This window comes from Streptomyces sp. NRRL B-3229, from assembly GCF_000719505.1.
Classification (GTDB): domain Bacteria; phylum Actinomycetota; class Actinomycetes; order Streptomycetales; family Streptomycetaceae; genus Streptomyces; species Streptomyces griseorubiginosus.
Genome location: NZ_JOGP01000011.1, coordinates 164,120 through 179,449, shown reverse-complemented (window position 1 = coordinate 179,449; position 15,330 = coordinate 164,120). Strand labels below are relative to the sequence as shown.

The window sequence follows — 15,330 nt, the reverse complement described above, 5'->3', positions numbered from 1 at the left end:
CATGGACGTGATGCCACTGCTGTTGCTGGTGGCGGGGAGCGCGGCGGTCGCCGCGGCGGCCCGGCGCACCCCGGTGCCGGCGCCGCTGCTGCTGGTCGCCGCCGGGCTCGTGATCTCCTACGTGCCCGGGGTGCCGGAGTACACGCTGGACCCGGACGTGGTCCTGCCCATCATCCTGCCGCCGCTGCTGCACACCGCGGCCACCGACAGCTCCTATCTCGACCTGCGGGCGCAACTGCGGCCCGTGGCGCTGCTGTCGGTGGGATACGTGCTCTTCGCGACCCTCGTCGTCGGCTGGGCGGCGTACCGGATCGTGCCGGGGCTGTCGCTGACCGGGGCGCTCGTGCTGGGCGCGGTGGTGGCTCCGCCGGACGCGGTCGCCGCCACGGCGGTCGCGCGGCGGGTGGGGCTGCCCTCCCGGATCACCACGATCCTCCAGGGCGAGTCCCTGGTGAACGACGCGACCGCGATCACCGCCTACCGGGTCGCGCTCGCGGCCGCGATCGGCGAGGGCGCGTCCTGGGCGGGCGGCATCGGGGAGTTCCTGCTCGCCGCGGTCGGCGGGGTCGTGGTCGGCCTGGTGCTGATGGTGCCGATCCACTGGCTGCGCACCCACCTCAAGGAGCCGCTGCTCCAGAACACCCTGTCCCTGCTGATCCCGTTCGTCGCCTACGCGTCCGCGGAGTCGTTCCACGCCTCCGGGGTGCTCGCGGTGGTCGTCGTGGCGCTGTTCCTCGGACACCGCGCGTGGGAGGTCGACTTCGCGACGCGCCTCCAGGAGGACGCCGTCTGGAAAATGGTCGCCTTCGTCCTGGAGTCGTCGGTGTTCGCCCTCATCGGACTGCAACTGCCCGTCGTGCTGAAGGGCCTCGGCGAGTACGAGGGCGGACGCGCCGCCTGGTACGCGGTCGCCGTCTTCCTCGTGGTCGTCGTGTCGAGGTTCGTGTGGGTCTATCCGGCGACCTTCCTGCCCCGCATGCTGTCCGCGCGGATCCGCGAACGTGAGGAGAACCCCACCTGGAAGGGGCCGTTCGTCATCGCCTGGGCCGGAATGCGGGGCGTGGTCTCGCTGGCCATCGCCTTCTCGATCCCGGAGACCCTGCACGACGGCGAGGCCTTCGAGGGCCGCAACCTGATCCTCTTCCTCACCTTCACCACGGTCATCGGCACCCTGGTCGTGCAGGGCGTCACCCTGCCCCCGCTGATCCGCATGCTGAAGCTCCCCGGCCGCGACCGGCAGGCCGAGACCCTCGCCGAGGCCAACGCCCAGGCGCAGGCCTCCCGGGCCGCCGAAACCCGCCTGGACGAACTCCTCGGCGACGAGCGCAACGCCCTTCCCCCACCCCTCGCCGACCGCCTGCGCACGGTTTTGGAACGCCGCCGCAACGCCGTCTGGGAACGCCTCGGCCAGTCCAACCCGCTGACGGGCGAGACGGTCGACGACACCTACCGCCGCCTCTCCCGCGAGATGATCGGCGCCGAGCGCACGGTCTTCGTCAAGCTGCGGGACCTGCGCTACATCGACGACGAGATGCTCCGCACACTGCTGCGCAGGCTGGACCTGGAGGAGGCGGCGGCCTACCGGGAGGCGGCGGAATAGGGCCGGGACCGGCCCCCCCGGTCAGGGAAAGGGCCGGCCCGTGATGACGGCCGCGACGGTCGTGCCGCGCGCGAAGGCGCCTTCGTCCGCCAAGGTGACCAGTCCGAACAGCAACTTGGCGACATAAAGACGTTCCACGGGCACACCGTGGCGCTGCTCGAAGTCGTTCGCGAACGCGTCGAGTTCCGGGGTGGTGCGGGCGTAACCGCCGCAGTGGAAGCGGTCGTCCAGCGTCCAGTCGCCCCGCCGCCCGCCGAAGGCGCGGTGTTGCAGGGACTCCGTCTCGGCCGTCAGGAAGCCGCCCTTGAGGACCGGTATGCCGAGGGCGCGCTGATCCCGGGAGAGACCCGCCGCCAGGCCCGCCAGGGTGCCGCCGGTGCCGCAGGCGATCGCGACCACGTCCGCCCGGCCGGCGAGCTCCTCGCCGAGCGCGCGGCAGCCGCGTACCGCGAGCGCGTTGCTGCCGCCCTCGGGGACGACGTAGGCGTCCTCGGCGTCCGCCGCGCGCAGCACGCGCGCGAGGCCGGCCGGGTCGGCCTTGTCGCGGTACGTCGACCTGTCCACGAAGTGCAGGCGCATGCCGTCGGCCGCACACCGGGCCAAGGACGGGTTCAGGGGCCGGTCGGCCAGCTCCTGCCCGCGTACCACACCCACCGTGGGCAGGCCGAGGAGGCGTCCGGCGGCGGCCGTGGCACGCAGATGGTTGGAGTAGGCGCCGCCGAAGGTGACGAGGGTACGGCCGGCCGCCGCGGCGAGGTTCGGCGCCAGTTTGCGCCACTTGTTGCCGACGATCTCCGGGTGGATCAGGTCGTCCCGTTTGAGGACGAGACGCAGGCCATGGCGGGTGAAGCGGGGGTCCGACAGGTCCTGCACGGGGGAGGGGAGGCGGGGGCGCAGGGTGTCGAGGACGGTCACGCCCCCATTGTGACCTGCGGGGTCACTCCAGGCGCTCGCGGATCCGGCCGCGCAGCCAGGACATCGTGAAGCCGCGCGGGTCCACCTTTCCCGGCTGCCACTCCAGGTGGCCGATGACCGAGCGCTCCGTCCAGCCGTGGTGACGGCACACCGCCGCGGAGACCCGCTCGATCGCCTTCAGCTGGGCGTCCGGCCAGGGGTCCTCGCCGTCGCCGAGGTTCTCGCACTCGAAGCCGTAGAAATGGCGGTTGCCGTCGGTGTTGGCCTCGTTGTCGGGCGGCAGCGCCGTCTCCGCGATCACGGCACGCAGGACGTCGTCGTCTCCGAGACCGGCGTGGTTGGCGCGGCCGTAGCCGACGAGATGGACCCGGCCGTCCTTGGTGATGACGCCGTGGCAGAGGGGGCCCGGCAGGTCCGTGTAGCCCTTGCGGCACAGCTCCACCGTGGCCGCGCTGCCCCTGGTCACCGTGTGGTGGATCATCACGCCGTGCACGGGCCCCCAGGCGCCGACGTGGTTGCGGTTGTGGTGCTCCCAGTCACCGACCTCGACGACGGTCGCGCCCTCCGCCTTCAGGACGGCCAGGAATCTGGCGGCGGACATGGGTGAGGCCATGGCCCCCTCCTTCGCGCTGCGCGCCGACCGCCCGACGCGGGTCGGCTCGTACCCGTGCTTGTACCGAAGGCGGCGGGATCCGACTCCTGGTTCGTACGGCGTGCGAGCTGATTCGGACAGTCATATTCCGCCGCGGCGAACGGAATTGACCTGGCGGGAGTGGACACGAAACGCGCATATGCCCAGCCTCGCGGTGATCCATTCCCGCTCTTTCGTGTAATAGCACCGGCACGCTCCGTGAGGAAGGGTTGGTCCCGCACATCGATGCCCGTGAGCAGATCGCGTCCGGGCATGTACCGGGAGGGCAATTCCTTATGTCGGTAGGCGAAGAGGTCCGCACCGAGCAGGGCCGGCCGCAGCAGAGTCTCGGCACGGCGGCCGCGCGGAACCTGGCCACCACCACCAAGTCCGCACCCCAGATGCAGGAGATCAGCTCGCGCTGGCTGCTGCGCATGCTGCCCTGGGTGAACGTCCAGGGCGGCACGTACCGGGTGAACCGGCGGCTGAGCTACGCCGTGGGTGACGGCCGGGTGACGTTCGTGAAGACCGGCGACCGGGTCGAGGTGATCCCCGACGAGCTGCGCGAACTGCCGGCGCTCAGGTCCTACGAGGACGACGACGTGCTCTCCGAGCTCGCCCAGCGCTGCCAGCAGCGGGAGTTCGCCCCGGGCCAGGTGATCGCCTCGTTCGGCGGCCGGACCGAGGAGGTGTACCTGCTGGCGCACGGCCGCGTGGAGAAGGTCGGCACCGGCCCCTACGGCGACGACGCGGTCCTCGGAGTCCTCGCCGACGGCTCCTACTTCGGCGACCAGGCGCTCCTGGACCCGGACGCCATCTGGGAGTACACCGCCCGCGCGGCCACCACCTGCACGGTTCTGGTGCTGCCCCGCCAGGACGTCGACCAGGTGGCAGAGCGCTCCGACGCCCTGCGCGAGCACCTGCGGGAACAGCGGGCGATCCCCTCGCAGCGCACCAACAAGTACGGCGAGAAGGAGATCGACCTCGCGGCGGGCCACGACGGCGAGCCCGACATCCCGCACACCTTCGTCGACTACGACGCCCGGCCCCGCGAGTACGAGCTGAGCATCGCCCAGACCGTGCTGCGCATCCACACGCGCGTGGCCGACCTCTACAACCAGCCGATGAACCAGACGGAACAGCAGATCCGGCTGACCGTCGAGGCCCTCAAGGAGCGCCAGGAGCACGAGCTCGTCAACAACCGTGAGTTCGGGCTGCTGAACAACTGCGAGTACGACCAGCGGCTCCAGCCGCACGACGGCGTGCCGAGCCCCGACGACCTCGACGAACTGCTCAGCCGCCGGCGGGGCACCAAGCTGCTGCTGGCCCACCCGCGCGCGATCTCCGCGATCGGCCGTGAGCTGAACAAGCGCGGTCTGGTCCCCGAGACCATCGACGTGGGCGGCAACCGCATCCCCACCTGGCGCGGGGTGCCGATCTACCCGTGCAACAAGATCCCGGTCACCCCGGAGCGGACGACGTCGATCATCGCCATGCGTACCGGTGAGGCGGACCAGGGCGTCATCGGCCTCCAGCAGGCGGGCATCCCGGACGAGATCGAGCCGAGCCTGTCGGTGCGGTTCATGGGCATCAACGAACAGTCGATCATCAAGTACCTGGTGACGGCCTACTACTCGGCGGCCGTGCTGGTGCCGGACGCGCTCGGAGTGCTGGAGAACGTCGAGATCGGCCGGTGGAGGTGACGTTCCTGCACCTGGGAGCCGTGTCCTCGCCGTCGGGCGCGGGTACGTCCCGGTCGGACACCGGGGTGGAGACACCCCGGTGGCAGGCGCCCACCCGCAGCGGAAGCGCCACCGTCCGCGGAGTGACCGAGAGGGGTCCCATGGCGGAGTTCACGACGGATACGCAGGCGCGGGCGCCGGAGAGAACGGAGTCGCGGCGGACGCCGACCGCCGAGGCGACGGAGGTGTCGGCCGCCGGACGGGCGGGAGCATCGGTTTCCGGATGGACGGGGACGTCGGTCGAGGGGCGGGCGGAGGTGTCGGTCGAGGCGAGAAGGGGAGCGCCCGCCGAGGCGCGCCCCGGGGATCGGGTGATCACGCCCGGCCCGACCGACGGGCACGAAGCCGCTGTGATCCTTGAGCGGGTCCGGGCGGCGGTCGACCCCGCGTTGCGCCGCGCGGTGGAGTCGCTGCCCCGGTCCCTGCGCCGGGTCGCGCTCTACCACTTCGGCTGGTTGCACGCCGACGGCACTCCGGCCACGGGCAACGCCGGCAAGGCGATACGGCCCGCCCTGGTCCTCACCGCGGCCGCGGCGCTCGGCGGGGACCGGGCGCGGGAAGCGGCCGTACCGGCGGCCGTGGCGGTGGAGCTGGTCCACAACTTCACCCTGCTCCACGACGACGTGATGGACCGCGACACCACCCGCAGACACCGCCCCACCGCCTGGACCGTGTTCGGCGACGCGGACGCGATCCTCGCCGGGGACGCCCTCCAGGCGCTGGCTCTGCGGCTGCTGGCCGAGGATCCGCACCCCGCGGCCGGTGCCGCCGCGGCCCGCCTCGCGGCCTGTGTCGTCGAGTTGTGCGAGGGCCAGCACGAGGACACCGCCATGGAGGGGCTGAGCCCCGGCGAGGTCACCCTCGACCAGGTGCTCGTCATGGCCGAGGCGAAGACGGGCGCGCTGCTCGGGTGTGCCTGTGCGCTCGGGGCGCTGTACGCGGGCTCGTCCACCGAGGATGTCGACGCGATGGACGCGTTCGGCCGGGAGGCCGGGCTCGCCTTCCAGCTCATCGACGACGTGATCGGTATATGGGGCGACCCGAGCCGCACCGGCAAACCGGCCGGCGCGGACCTGGCCGCCCGCAAGAAGTCCCTCCCGGTGGTCGCCGCGCTCACCTCGGGCACGGCGGCGTCCGCGGAACTGGCCGAGCTGTACGCGGCGCCGTACGACGAGCGGGACCTGGCGCGCACGGTCCTCGCCGTCGAGGAGGCCGGGGGCCGGGACTGGGCACAGGTGCAGGCCGCCGACCGGATGGCCCGGGCGATGGGGCAGCTGGCCCGTGCGGTGCCCGATCCGGAGGCGGCGGGCGGGCTGCTGTCGCTCGCCGAGTTCGTGACCCGGCGCAGCAGTTGAGGACGCCGGAGCGGCCGGGCCCGCGCGGCTCCTGACCCCGCGTGGCCCTGGAAGGCTCCGGTCGAACGGGTCCCGCACATCCCCACGGTGTGCGGGGCCCGCTTCCGTCTGCTCACCGGATAGGCTCAACAACCCTGCGAGCAGAGGCTGTTGAGACCAAAGGGGCGGGCAGACATGGGTGTGGCGATACGGACGGCGGACGCGGACGACCGGGAGCCGGTCACGCGGCTGCTGGACGCGGCCTTCCAGGACGATCCGGTCAGCGGGTGGATCTTCCCCGGTGCGGAAGACCGCCGTGCCACGCATCCGCGGCTGATGGCCGCGTTCGTCGACATCGTGATGGCCGAGGGCCGGATCGATGTGACGGACGACGGGGCGGCGTGTGCGCTGTGGCTGCCGGTGCCGGCGGAGAGCGCCGAGGAGGAGGAAGGCTTCGCCGCGTTGCGGGAGGCGATCGACCCGGACAACGAGCGGATCGAGCTGATCGGCACGCTCACGGCCGAGGTGCACCCCGCCGGGCGGGCGCACGAGTACCTGTGGATGATCGGCGTGGCCCCGGGGCGGCAGGGGGAGGGGCTCGGGACCGCGCTCATCGGGTCGGTGCTGGAGCGCTGCGACCGGGAGGGGGTCCCGGCCTACCTGGAAGCGAGCAGCGAGCGGAGCCGGGGGCTGTACGAGCGTCTCGGGTTCGCCCTCGTGGAACACCCCCTCGAACTGCCCGACGGCCCCCTGATGTGGCCGATGTGGCGCGAACCGGGTGCCTCGCGGTAGGGCGGGAGCGGTCCGGGTGCCGGCACGGTCCAGGAGTGACTCCTGGGTCAGTGGCTGAGGGCTGGTAGGCCTGCCGCCGCCGACGTACGGCACAGAGCGCCGCGCCCCCCTTCGCCCTACCCTGAGGACATGGGCACTGACGAACGCGTCTGTCCCGTCTGCGGGCAGCCGGTCGAGACCGTCGTACGGCGTCACAAGACCCTCGGCGCATGGGTCCCCGTGTGGACGGGCGGCCCCTGCCACAACCCCGAGTGCCCGGCCTGCGCCGACAAGGTCGCCGACCCCGGCGAGGAGCACGGCGGCGCGCCCGCCGGAAACCCTTCCTGATCCGGTCCGGAGAAAATTTCCTGAACCCTGTCGAGAATCCGTCCCCGGCTCCGACGTCCCCTGTGAGAGCCGCCCGGTCCGGGTGGCCGAGCCGATCGACGCCGAAGGAGCGGAATCATGAAGTACCTGGTGATGGTGCAGGCGACGCAGGCGGACTACGAGGCCATGCGCGGCAAGGGCTCCGAGCAGTCCCCGGTCTGGAGCGAGCAGGAGATCCAGGCGATGTACGCCTTCATGGGCGCCATCAACAACGACCTCTCCGAGACCGGCGAGTTCCTCGACGCCCAGGGTCTCGCCGAGCCCGCGAGGATCCGGCACGTCAGCCGGGACGCGGACGGCAAAGCGGTGATCACCGACGGCCCGTACGGCGAGACCAAGGAGCTGATGTGCGGCTACTGGGTCCTGGAGTGCGAGAGCCTGGAGCGGGTCACGGAGATCGCCGAGCGGATCACCCAGTGCCCCCAGCCCGTCGGCGCCCCCGAGTACCCGGTGGTGATCCGGCCCATCCTGGACGGCGCCGGGGACATCTGAGACCCGTGCCCGGAACCACCGCGGTCGAGGACCTGCTGCGCCTGCACGCGCCGCAGGTCCTCGGCGCGCTGGTCCGGCGGTACGGCCGCTTCGACGCCGCCGAGGACGCCGTACAGGAGGCGCTGCTGGCCGCGGCCGGACAGTGGCCGGCCGCAGGGGTGCCCGACAATCCGCGCGGCTGGCTCATCAGGGTGGCCTCGCGGCGGCTGACGGACGCGCTGCGCGCGGAGGAGGCCCGGCGGGCCCGGGAGGAGCGGGCGGCGGCGCTGGACCTGAGGGTCACGGCAGTCGCCGACCGGGCGCCGCGCGAGGACGACACCCTGTCGCTGCTGTTCCTGTGCTGCCATCCCGACCTCACCGCGTCCGCGCAGATCGCGCTCACCCTGCGCGCGGTCGGCGGTCTGACCACGGCGGAGATCGCCCGGGCCCATCTCGTCCCCGAGGCGACGATGGCGCAGCGCGTCAGCCGGGCCAAGCAGAAGGTGCGGGGCGTGCGGTTCGGGCGTCCCGACCGGTGGGAGGAGCGGCTGCCCGCGGTCCTGCACACCCTCTACCTGATCTTCAACGAGGGCCATACGGCGACCTCCGGCCCCGCGCTCCAGCGGCGCGACCTCGCCGGCGAGGCGATACGGCTGACCCGCACGGTCCACCGGCTCCTCCCCGACGACTGCGAGACCGCGGGCCTGCTCGCGCTGATGCTCCTCACCGACGCCCGCCGTGACGCCCGCACCGGCCCGGACGGCGACCTCGTCCCCCTCGACGAACAGGACCGCGCCCGCTGGGACAGGGCGGCGATCGAGGAGGGCGTCGCGCTGGTCACCCGGACGCTGGCCCGCCACCGCGCCGGGCCCTACCAGATCCGCGCGGCCATCGCCGCCGTGCACGACGAGGCGCCCTCGGCGCGGGAGACCGACTGGCGGGAGATCCTCGGGCTCTACGACGTTCTCGTGCGGCTGGTTCCCGGGCCCGTGGAGCGGCTGAACCGGGCCGTCGCGGTGGCCATGGTCCACGGGCCGCAGGCGGGGCTCGCCGAACTGGACCAGCTGCCCGACGAGTTGGGGCACCGGCTGGACGCCGTACGCGGGCACCTGCTGGAGCGGGCCGGTGCCCGCCAGGAGGCGCGGGCCGCCTACGCGTCGGCGGCCGAAAAGACACTGAGCCTGCCCGAGCAGAGGTACTTGCAGGCGCGGGCGGCCCGGCTCAGGCCGTACCGTGACGGCATGTCCACAACGAAGCCCATCGTGCACCTCACCGAACGCTCCCTCTGGGAAGAGGCGCAGGCCAAGGGCAGCTACGAGGTCTCCACACGCGGCCGCACCCTCCAGGAGGAGGGGTTCATCCACTGCTCGACGCGTGAGCAGCTGCCGCGCACGGCCGCCGCGTTCTTCGCCGACGTGCCCGACCTGGTGATCCTCGTCATCGACCCCGCCCTCCTCGACGTACCCCTCAAGTACGAGGCCCCCGAGCCCGGCGCCGAGGAGTTCCCGCACATCTACGGCCCGCTTCCGGTGGCCGCGGTCGTGGACGTGGAGCCGTGGGGGTGAGCGGTCGCTTATGGCGCTGGGCCCTGCTGGTGTGGGCGGTTCTCGTGGTCGTCGCGGGCGGGCTCACGCTGTGGCTCCAGGACTCCGCCGAGCCGCCGGGGCCGTACGTCTGGGAACAGAGCAGTCCGACGCCCTCGCTGCCGGCCGGGTGGAGGTCGGCGTGCGCCGACGTCACCCCCGACGAGCAGGGCCGGAGCGCCTGCCTGATCGTCACCGCCGGCTAGGCAGCCCGCCCGTCTCCGGGTCCCGGCCCGTCAGGCAGTACAGGCCGCCCGCAGGGTCCCTCATCACCGTCCAGCTCCTGCCCGCGGCGACGAACTCGGCGCCCAGGCGCTCGTGTTCGGCCCGTGTCGCGCCGATGTCCGCGCAGGCCAGGTCCAGGTGGGCGGAGGCGGGGCGTTCCTCCTCCAGGCGCTGGAGGAGGATGCGGACCGGGAAGCCGGCCGGCGGCCTCAGCACGTGGAACTCGGGGAGCGAGCCGGAAAAGGACTCCCAGTCGGGCAACAGGGCGGTCCAGAAGGCGACTTCGGCCTCGTGGAGGGACGGCGGGACGTCCAGGCAGACCTGGTCCAGGCGGGTGCCCCGGAACACCGGCGGGCGTGCCGACTGCCCCCGCCAGGGGTCGGCGCAGAACAACTGGCCCGCGGGGGAGCGCAGTACCACCAACGTCCCCTGATCGGCGACCACATGCGCGCCGAGCGCCTCTGCCGTCCTCGCGAACTCCCGTACGTCGTCGACACAGAAGTCGATGTGCGCACCGCCGGGCCCGGAGGCGACGGCCTGGATCTTGACGCAGGCGTCGGTCCCGTCGGCGGGCAGCAGGGTCACGAACTCCCGCCGCTCGCCCCGGAACTCGGAGAGACGGGTGCCCGTGACGCCGGCCCAGAAGTCACAGGTCTGGGCGAAGCGGGGGACGGGCCGGTCCACGAAGGCGTAAGTCCAGCGGGTAGTCATGCGGTGATCGTAGGCGGCCTTACTTCGGCACCTGCATGAACCGCAGCATGTTCCCCGCCGGGTCCCGGAACGCGCAGTCCCGCACCCCGTACGGCATGTCCATCGGCTCCTGGATCACCTCGGCCCCGGACTCCCGCACGCGCGCGAACAGCGCGTCGCAGTCCGTGGTCGTGAAGTTGACTCCGCGCAACAGCCCCTTCGCCAGCAGCCGGGCCATCGCCTCCTTGTCCGCGGGTGACGCGTCCGGATCAGCCGCCGGGGGCTCCAGGACGATGTCCACGTCCGGCTGGAGGGGCGAGCCGACCGTCACCCACCGCATCCCCTCGTACCCGACGTCGTTGCGCACCTCCATGCCCAGGACGTCCCGGTAGAACGCGATCGCCTTGTCGTGGTCGTCGACGGCGATGAAGCAGTTCTTGAGTTTGATGTCCATGGGTTCACGTTAGGCCCGCCGAGGGCCGGTCCGCCTGCGGACCGTTCAGGTCCTTCGGGGCCGGGTGTGCCGGCGGACCACGCACGGCGGGATGTCCGCGAGTTCCTCGTGCGGGCGGGCCCGGTACGCGCTCGGCGTCTCGCCCACCAGCTCCGTGAACCGCGAGCTGAAGGAACCGAGGGAGGTGCAGCCGACCGCCATGCAGACCTCGGTGACCGACAGGTCGCCCCGCCGCAGCAGCGCCTTCGCGCGCTCTATGCGCCGGGTCATGAGATAGCCGTACGGCGTCTCCCCGAACTCCGCGCGGAAGCTGCGCTGGAAGTGTCCGGGGGACATCAGCGCGGTGCGGGCGAGCGCGGGCACGTCCAGCGGCTCGGTGTACTCGCGGTCCATACGGTCCCGCGCCTGCCGCAGCCGCACCAGATCCTCGACGCTCACCATCACGCCAGCATCGCACGACGCTCACCGGTCGGGTGCGTGGACCTGGAACGGGCTTTGCCTGGCGTTCGCCTCCCGTACGGAAGCGCTTGCTCCCATGAGGGCATGGACCACATCACGTTCCTCGTGGCGGTCGTCATCGTCACGGCTCTGGCCTTCGACTTCACCAACGGATTCCATGACACGGCCAACGCGATGGCGACGTCCATCGCGACCGGTGCACTGAAACCCAGGACCGCGGTCCTGGTGAGCGGCGCCCTCAACATCGTGGGCGCCTTCCTGTCGACCGAGGTGGCCAAGACGATCTCCGGCGGCATCGTGGACGACACCCTCGTCTCGCCCGGGATGATCTTCGCGGGGCTGGTCGGAGCGATTCTGTGGAACCTGCTGACCTGGCTGATCGGACTCCCGTCGAGCTCGTCGCACGCGCTCTTCGGCGGCCTGATCGGCGCGGTCTGGGTCGGTGCGGGTGCGCACGGCGTGCACTTCGACAAGGTCGTCGAGAAGATCCTGCTCCCGGCCGTGGCCTCCCCCGTGGTGGCGGGTCTCGCCGCCCTGCTCGCCACCTACCTCGCCTACAAGCTGACCGCCCGCGCCCGCAGGGACTCGGTGACCAAGGGCTTCCGGCTCGGCCAGATCGCCTCCGCGTCCCTCGTCTCCCTCGCGCACGGCACCAACGACGCCCAGAAGACCATGGGCGTCATCACGCTGACCCTCATCTCCGCGGGCGCGCTCGGCCCCGACGCCGGTCCGCCGGTGTGGGTCATCGCCTCCGCCGGCCTCGCCATCGGACTCGGCACCTACCTCGGCGGCTGGCGGATCATCCGCACCATGGGCAAGGGCCTCACCGAGATCCAGTCCCCGCAGGGCTTCGCCGCCGAGACCGCGTCCACGGCGGTCATCCTGACCTCCGCCCACCTCGGCTTCGCGCTGTCCACCACGCAGGTCGCCTCCGGCAGCATCCTCGGCGCGGGCCTCGGCCGGCGGCTCGCGGAGGTCCGCTGGGGCGTGGCCGGCCGGATGGTCCTGGCCTGGCTGATCACCCTGCCCGCCGCCGCGCTGGTGGGCGGCCTCTCCGCGAGCGCGGTCAAGCACGGCGGCAACCTCGGCACCGTCGTCGTCGCCCTGGTCGGCGTGGCCGTCGCCGGGGGCATCGTGCTGCTGTCCCGCCGCAACCCGGTGAGCGCGCACAACGTCAACGACACCCACGAGGTCACCCTCCGCACCGAGCCGCCGGCCCGTGTCCGCACGGCCGCCTGAGCCTCCCCAGGAGTTCCTGTCATGAGCATCGACTGGTCCGCACTCGGCCAGGTCACCGCGGTGAGCGTCGGCGTCACCGTCGCCGTGGTCGTGGTCTTCGCCCTCGGGGTACTCGGCCTCGCCCGATTCGAGGGAGCGAGGGAGGATGGCACAAGCACGTCGACTCTCGGCGCCGCCCAGGCCGGCCTCTGCTTCCTGGCCTGCGCGGCGGTGGTGGCGTACGGCATCTATCTGATCGTGCCGCAGTTCCACTGACCCACCGAGATGAGAGGGGACCCAGGATGACGCCTCTGCTGACCGACCTGAAGGTCGACTACAACGATCCCGACGACCCCGTGCTCATCCGCCCGGACGGGAGCCCGATCGACACCTGGCGGGAGAACTACCCCTACGAGCACCGCATGGAGCGCAAGGAGTACGACTGGCACAAGCGGCTCCAGCAGATCGAACTCCTGAAGCTCCAGACCTGGGTCAAGGAGACCGGACGCCGGCTCGTCATCGTCTTCGAGGGACGGGACGCGGCCGGCAAGGGCGGCACCATCAAGCGCTTCACGGAGCACCTGAACCCCCGTGGCGCCCGGGTGGTCGCGCTGGAGAAGCCGACCGAGCGCGAGCGCGGGCAGTGGTACTTCCAGCGGTACGTCGAACACCTGCCGACCGCCGGGGAGATCGTGCTGTTCGACCGGTCCTGGTACAACCGGGCCGGCGTGGAGCGGGTCATGGGCTTCTGCACCGACGACGAGTACCGGCGCTTCATGCGGCAGGCCCCGCTGTTCGAGCGGATGCTCGTGGACGACGGCGTGGACCTGCTGAAGTTCTGGTTCTCGGTCTCCCAGGGCGAGCAGCGCACCCGCTTCACGATCCGGCAGATCGATCCCGTACGGCAGTGGAAGCTCAGCCCCATGGACCTGGCCTCACTGGACCGCTGGGACGACTACACCGCCGCCAAGGTCGCCATGTTCCGCGAGACGGACACCCAGTTCGCCCCCTGGACGGTGGTCAAGAGCAACGACAAGAAACGCGCCCGCGTCGAGGCGATGCGCAGCGTCCTGGCCCGCTTCGACTACTCCGACAAGGACGAGGAGGTCGTCGGCACCCCGGACCCGCGGATCGTGGGAGCGGCGGCGGGGCTGCTGGAGGCGGGGGAGCACTGAGGGGTCCTCCGCGCAGCTGTGGCCGCGTCCAGTGGTCCGAACAGCGCGAAGGGGCCCGGACGGTGAACCGTCCGGGCCCCTTCGACCGCCTTCGGATCCGCGATGGTGCACCGATCGCCGACCAGGCGGAGCAGGCCGTGGGTCAGGCCTTCTTGGTCTCCCAGAAGATCTTGTCGATCTGGGCGATGTAGTCCAGAGCCTTCTGGCCGGTGGCCGGGTCGGTCGACGCCTTGGCGGCCGAGAGGGCCTTCAGGGTGTCGTTGACCAGCTGGTGCAGCTCCGGGTACTTCTCGAAGTGCGGGGGCTTGAAGTAGTCGCTCCAGAGCACGGAAACGTGGTGCTTCGCGAGCTCGGCGCGCTGCTCCTTGATGACCGTGGCACGCGCCTGGAAGTGCGGGTCGTCGTTGGCGGCCATCTTCTCCTGCACGGCCTTGACCGACTCCGCCTCGATGCGGGCCTGGGCCGGGTCGTACACACCGCAGGGCAGGTCGCAGTGTGCGCTGACCTTGACCTTGGGGGCAAACAGGCGGGAAAGCATGGAGCATTCCTTCCTCGTGATCGTCTTCTCAGGTGCGACATTACTCCCTGGGAGAGCCGAATTCGCGAGTGCCCCCATGGGCTTAGGACAAAAGTCCGGGGTCAGACTGAGACTGGTGGATGAACGTACCGGGGAGGTGCCGGGGATGCCGGAGCTGTCGCAGGAGACCGAGCGGGGGAGGTCCTTGCTGCCCTTCCTAGGGGTGGCCGAGGTGACCGGGCCGTCGATGGTGCCCACGCTCCAGCACGGGGACCGGCTCGTCGTGCACTGGGGGGCCAGGGTCGGGACCGGCGACATCGTGGTCCTCCGGCATCCGTTCCAGCAGGACCTGCTCGTCGTCAAGCGGGCCGTGGAGCGCCGTGAGGGCGGCTGGTGGGTGCTCGGCGACAACGCGTTCGCGGGCGGCGACAGCACGGACTACGGCGTCGTACCGGAGGACCTCGTGCTGGGGAAGGCCCGGCTCAGGTACCGGCCGCTCGGGCCCGGTCAGCGCTCGCCGCTGGCCGCCGTGCGCTGGGCGGTGTCCGCGGTGCGGCCGCTGTTCGCCGACCGGTCGGCCTCCAGGCGCTTGCGGGCCCGGTAGGCGGCCACGTTGGCGCGGGTGGCGCAGCGGTCGGAGCAGTAGCGCCGGGAGCGGTTGGTGGAGGTGTCGAGGTAGGCGTTGCGGCAGGGCGCGGCCTCGCACAGGCCGAGCCGGTCCACGCCGTACTCGGTGAGGTGGAAGGCCAGGCCCATCGCGGCGATGGCCGCGTAGCCCGCGGTCGCGTTGGAGGGGTGGTCCGCGAGGTGCATGTGCCACAGCGGGCGGCCGTCGTCGTCCCGGAAGTCGTGACCGGAGATCTGCGGGCTCACCGGGAACTCCAGCAGGAGCGAGTTCAGCAGGTCCACCGCGAGCGTCTCGTCGCCGTTGTCCGCCGCCTCGAAGACCGACCGCAGCCGGGCCCGGACCGAGCGGAACCGGGTGACGTCGGCGTCCGTGGCGCGGCGGGCGCCCGTGCCGTTGCCGCCGAACAGGTCGCGGACGGCCTCCACCGAGGTCAGGGTGTCCTTGCCCCGGGCCGGGTCCTCGCTGTTGACCAGACGTACGGCGTAGTCCGAGTAATAGGCCAGTTCCACTTGTAGTCCTTACGGAGGCGT

19 protein-coding genes and 1 pseudogene are annotated in these 15,330 nt (G+C 71.7%); 13 read left to right on the top strand and 7 right to left on the bottom strand.

From position 1 onward, the window contains the following. The first annotated feature begins 1 nt into the window (after position 1). Positions 2-1,600: a Na+/H+ antiporter gene (locus IF54_RS0119885; protein WP_030320491.1), complete on the top strand. Its 1,599-nt coding sequence runs from the start codon at positions 2-4 to the stop codon at positions 1,598-1,600. A 21-nt stretch (positions 1,601-1,621) separates the two neighbouring features. Here the strand turns inward: IF54_RS0119885 and IF54_RS0119880 are convergent, their stop codons facing one another. Both IF54_RS0119880 and IF54_RS0119875 read right to left on the bottom strand, forming a co-directional pair. Next, a complete protein-coding gene (locus tag IF54_RS0119880; RefSeq protein WP_030320489.1) occupies positions 1,622-2,515 on the bottom strand; it encodes a 1-aminocyclopropane-1-carboxylate deaminase/D-cysteine desulfhydrase in 894 nt (297 codons plus the stop codon). A gap of 22 nt (positions 2,516-2,537) precedes the next feature. Beyond that, entirely contained in the window at positions 2,538-3,128 is a 591-nt protein-coding gene (locus IF54_RS0119875; protein ID WP_030320486.1) for an N-acetylmuramoyl-L-alanine amidase, read from the bottom strand. A 314-nt stretch (positions 3,129-3,442) separates the two neighbouring features. Between IF54_RS0119875 and IF54_RS0119870 the strand changes: the two genes are divergently transcribed. The 8 genes and pseudogenes from IF54_RS0119870 (at position 3,443) to IF54_RS0119840 (ending at position 9,640) form a co-directional block, all read left to right on the top strand. After that, complete coding sequence (locus IF54_RS0119870) at positions 3,443-4,849, top strand: family 2B encapsulin nanocompartment shell protein (RefSeq protein ID WP_030320485.1); 1,407 nt, start codon at positions 3,443-3,445, stop codon at positions 4,847-4,849. Positions 4,850-4,989: 140 nt separating this feature from the next. Next, entirely contained in the window at positions 4,990-6,243 is a 1,254-nt protein-coding gene (locus tag IF54_RS0119865) for a family 2 encapsulin nanocompartment cargo protein polyprenyl transferase (protein WP_199821230.1), read from the top strand. 174 nt (positions 6,244-6,417) lie between these two features. Continuing rightward, entirely contained in the window at positions 6,418-7,014 is a 597-nt protein-coding gene (locus IF54_RS0119860) for a GNAT family N-acetyltransferase (RefSeq protein WP_030320482.1), read from the top strand. 129 nt (positions 7,015-7,143) lie between these two features. Then, positions 7,144-7,341 carry a hypothetical protein gene (locus IF54_RS0119855; protein WP_030320480.1) on the top strand — a complete coding sequence of 66 codons (198 nt, stop codon included), beginning with the start codon at positions 7,144-7,146 and terminating at the stop codon, positions 7,339-7,341. Positions 7,342-7,458: 117 nt separating this feature from the next. After that, positions 7,459-7,872 (top strand): YciI family protein, encoded by a 414-nt coding sequence (locus IF54_RS0119850; protein WP_030320479.1) that lies wholly within the window; start codon positions 7,459-7,461, stop codon positions 7,870-7,872. Beyond that, positions 7,869-9,080 (top strand): annotated as a pseudogene (locus tag IF54_RS0119845) (RNA polymerase sigma factor); the annotation flags it as partial. The gene IF54_RS0119850 and the pseudogene IF54_RS0119845, both read left to right, overlap by 4 nt. A gap of 12 nt (positions 9,081-9,092) precedes the next feature. Next, positions 9,093-9,416 carry a DUF952 domain-containing protein gene (locus tag IF54_RS43445; protein ID WP_234439021.1) on the top strand — a complete coding sequence of 108 codons (324 nt, stop codon included), beginning with the start codon at positions 9,093-9,095 and terminating at the stop codon, positions 9,414-9,416. After that, positions 9,413-9,640 (top strand): hypothetical protein, encoded by a 228-nt coding sequence (locus tag IF54_RS0119840; RefSeq protein ID WP_234439013.1) that lies wholly within the window; start codon positions 9,413-9,415, stop codon positions 9,638-9,640. Before IF54_RS43445 ends, IF54_RS0119840 begins: the two co-directional genes overlap by 4 nt. Here IF54_RS0119840 and IF54_RS0119835 read toward each other — a convergent pair. Genes IF54_RS0119835 through IF54_RS0119825 form a run of 3 tightly spaced genes read right to left on the bottom strand, consistent with a single transcriptional unit; the run spans position 9,627 to position 11,244 of the window. Next, the gene (locus IF54_RS0119835; RefSeq protein WP_030320475.1) at positions 9,627-10,370 is read right to left on the bottom strand and encodes a VOC family protein; all 744 of its coding nucleotides are present in this window, start codon (positions 10,368-10,370) and stop codon (positions 9,627-9,629) included. The two genes, IF54_RS0119840 and IF54_RS0119835, sit on opposite strands and share 14 nt — an antisense overlap. Positions 10,371-10,389: 19 nt before the next feature. Then, a complete protein-coding gene (locus IF54_RS0119830; protein ID WP_030320474.1) occupies positions 10,390-10,803 on the bottom strand; it encodes a VOC family protein in 414 nt (137 codons plus the stop codon). Positions 10,804-10,848: 45 nt separating this feature from the next. After that, a complete protein-coding gene (locus IF54_RS0119825; RefSeq protein ID WP_030320473.1) occupies positions 10,849-11,244 on the bottom strand; it encodes a helix-turn-helix transcriptional regulator in 396 nt (131 codons plus the stop codon). A 102-nt stretch (positions 11,245-11,346) separates the two neighbouring features. On the opposite strand from IF54_RS0119825, the gene IF54_RS0119820 reads away from it, so the two are divergent. The 3 genes from IF54_RS0119820 to ppk2 are packed head-to-tail and all read left to right on the top strand — an operon-like array spanning position 11,347 to position 13,655. Then, positions 11,347-12,501 carry an inorganic phosphate transporter gene (locus tag IF54_RS0119820; RefSeq protein WP_030320466.1) on the top strand — a complete coding sequence of 385 codons (1,155 nt, stop codon included), beginning with the start codon at positions 11,347-11,349 and terminating at the stop codon, positions 12,499-12,501. A 21-nt stretch (positions 12,502-12,522) separates the two neighbouring features. Further along, positions 12,523-12,756 (top strand): hypothetical protein, encoded by a 234-nt coding sequence (locus IF54_RS0119815; protein ID WP_030320464.1) that lies wholly within the window; start codon positions 12,523-12,525, stop codon positions 12,754-12,756. A 26-nt stretch (positions 12,757-12,782) separates the two neighbouring features. Then, positions 12,783-13,655 carry a polyphosphate kinase 2 gene (ppk2, locus tag IF54_RS0119810; RefSeq protein ID WP_030320462.1) on the top strand — a complete coding sequence of 291 codons (873 nt, stop codon included), beginning with the start codon at positions 12,783-12,785 and terminating at the stop codon, positions 13,653-13,655. A gap of 142 nt (positions 13,656-13,797) precedes the next feature. On the opposite strand, the gene sodN is transcribed toward ppk2, so the two are convergent. Next, positions 13,798-14,193 carry a superoxide dismutase, Ni gene (gene sodN, locus IF54_RS0119805; RefSeq protein WP_020136639.1) on the bottom strand — a complete coding sequence of 132 codons (396 nt, stop codon included), beginning with the start codon at positions 14,191-14,193 and terminating at the stop codon, positions 13,798-13,800. A 145-nt stretch (positions 14,194-14,338) separates the two neighbouring features. Between sodN and sodX the strand changes: the two genes are divergently transcribed. After that, complete coding sequence (gene sodX, locus IF54_RS0119800) at positions 14,339-14,776, top strand: nickel-type superoxide dismutase maturation protease (RefSeq protein ID WP_030320460.1); 438 nt, start codon at positions 14,339-14,341, stop codon at positions 14,774-14,776. Here the strand turns inward: sodX and IF54_RS0119795 are convergent. Beyond that, positions 14,680-15,309: a CGNR zinc finger domain-containing protein gene (locus IF54_RS0119795; RefSeq protein WP_030320457.1), complete on the bottom strand. Its 630-nt coding sequence runs from the start codon at positions 15,307-15,309 to the stop codon at positions 14,680-14,682. The two genes, sodX and IF54_RS0119795, sit on opposite strands and share 97 nt — an antisense overlap. Positions 15,310-15,330: the final 21 nt, after the last annotated feature.

Bases quoted from the DNA above. Each gene is read 5' to 3' on its own strand.
- IF54_RS0119885 (WP_030320491.1), top strand. From the start codon at position 2: ATGGACGTGATGCCACTGCTGTTGCTGGTGGCGGGGAGCGCGGCGGTC.
- IF54_RS0119875 (WP_030320486.1), bottom strand. From the start codon at position 3,128: ATGGCCTCACCCATGTCCGCCGCCAGATTCCTGGCCGTCCTGAAGGCG.
- IF54_RS0119870 (WP_030320485.1), top strand. From the start codon at position 3,443: ATGTCGGTAGGCGAAGAGGTCCGCACCGAGCAGGGCCGGCCGCAGCAG.
- IF54_RS0119865 (WP_199821230.1), top strand. From the start codon at position 4,990: ATGGCGGAGTTCACGACGGATACGCAGGCGCGGGCGCCGGAGAGAACG.
- IF54_RS0119860 (WP_030320482.1), top strand. From the start codon at position 6,418: ATGGGTGTGGCGATACGGACGGCGGACGCGGACGACCGGGAGCCGGTC.
- IF54_RS0119855 (WP_030320480.1), top strand. From the start codon at position 7,144: ATGGGCACTGACGAACGCGTCTGTCCCGTCTGCGGGCAGCCGGTCGAG.
- IF54_RS0119850 (WP_030320479.1), top strand. From the start codon at position 7,459: ATGAAGTACCTGGTGATGGTGCAGGCGACGCAGGCGGACTACGAGGCC.
- IF54_RS43445 (WP_234439021.1), top strand. From the start codon at position 9,093: ATGTCCACAACGAAGCCCATCGTGCACCTCACCGAACGCTCCCTCTGG.
- IF54_RS0119835 (WP_030320475.1), bottom strand. From the start codon at position 10,370: ATGACTACCCGCTGGACTTACGCCTTCGTGGACCGGCCCGTCCCCCGC.
- IF54_RS0119830 (WP_030320474.1), bottom strand. From the start codon at position 10,803: ATGGACATCAAACTCAAGAACTGCTTCATCGCCGTCGACGACCACGAC.
- IF54_RS0119825 (WP_030320473.1), bottom strand. From the start codon at position 11,244: ATGGTGAGCGTCGAGGATCTGGTGCGGCTGCGGCAGGCGCGGGACCGT.
- IF54_RS0119820 (WP_030320466.1), top strand. From the start codon at position 11,347: ATGGACCACATCACGTTCCTCGTGGCGGTCGTCATCGTCACGGCTCTG.
- IF54_RS0119815 (WP_030320464.1), top strand. From the start codon at position 12,523: ATGAGCATCGACTGGTCCGCACTCGGCCAGGTCACCGCGGTGAGCGTC.
- ppk2 (WP_030320462.1), top strand. From the start codon at position 12,783: ATGACGCCTCTGCTGACCGACCTGAAGGTCGACTACAACGATCCCGAC.
- sodN (WP_020136639.1), bottom strand. From the start codon at position 14,193: ATGCTTTCCCGCCTGTTTGCCCCCAAGGTCAAGGTCAGCGCACACTGC.
- sodX (WP_030320460.1), top strand. From the start codon at position 14,339: ATGCCGGAGCTGTCGCAGGAGACCGAGCGGGGGAGGTCCTTGCTGCCC.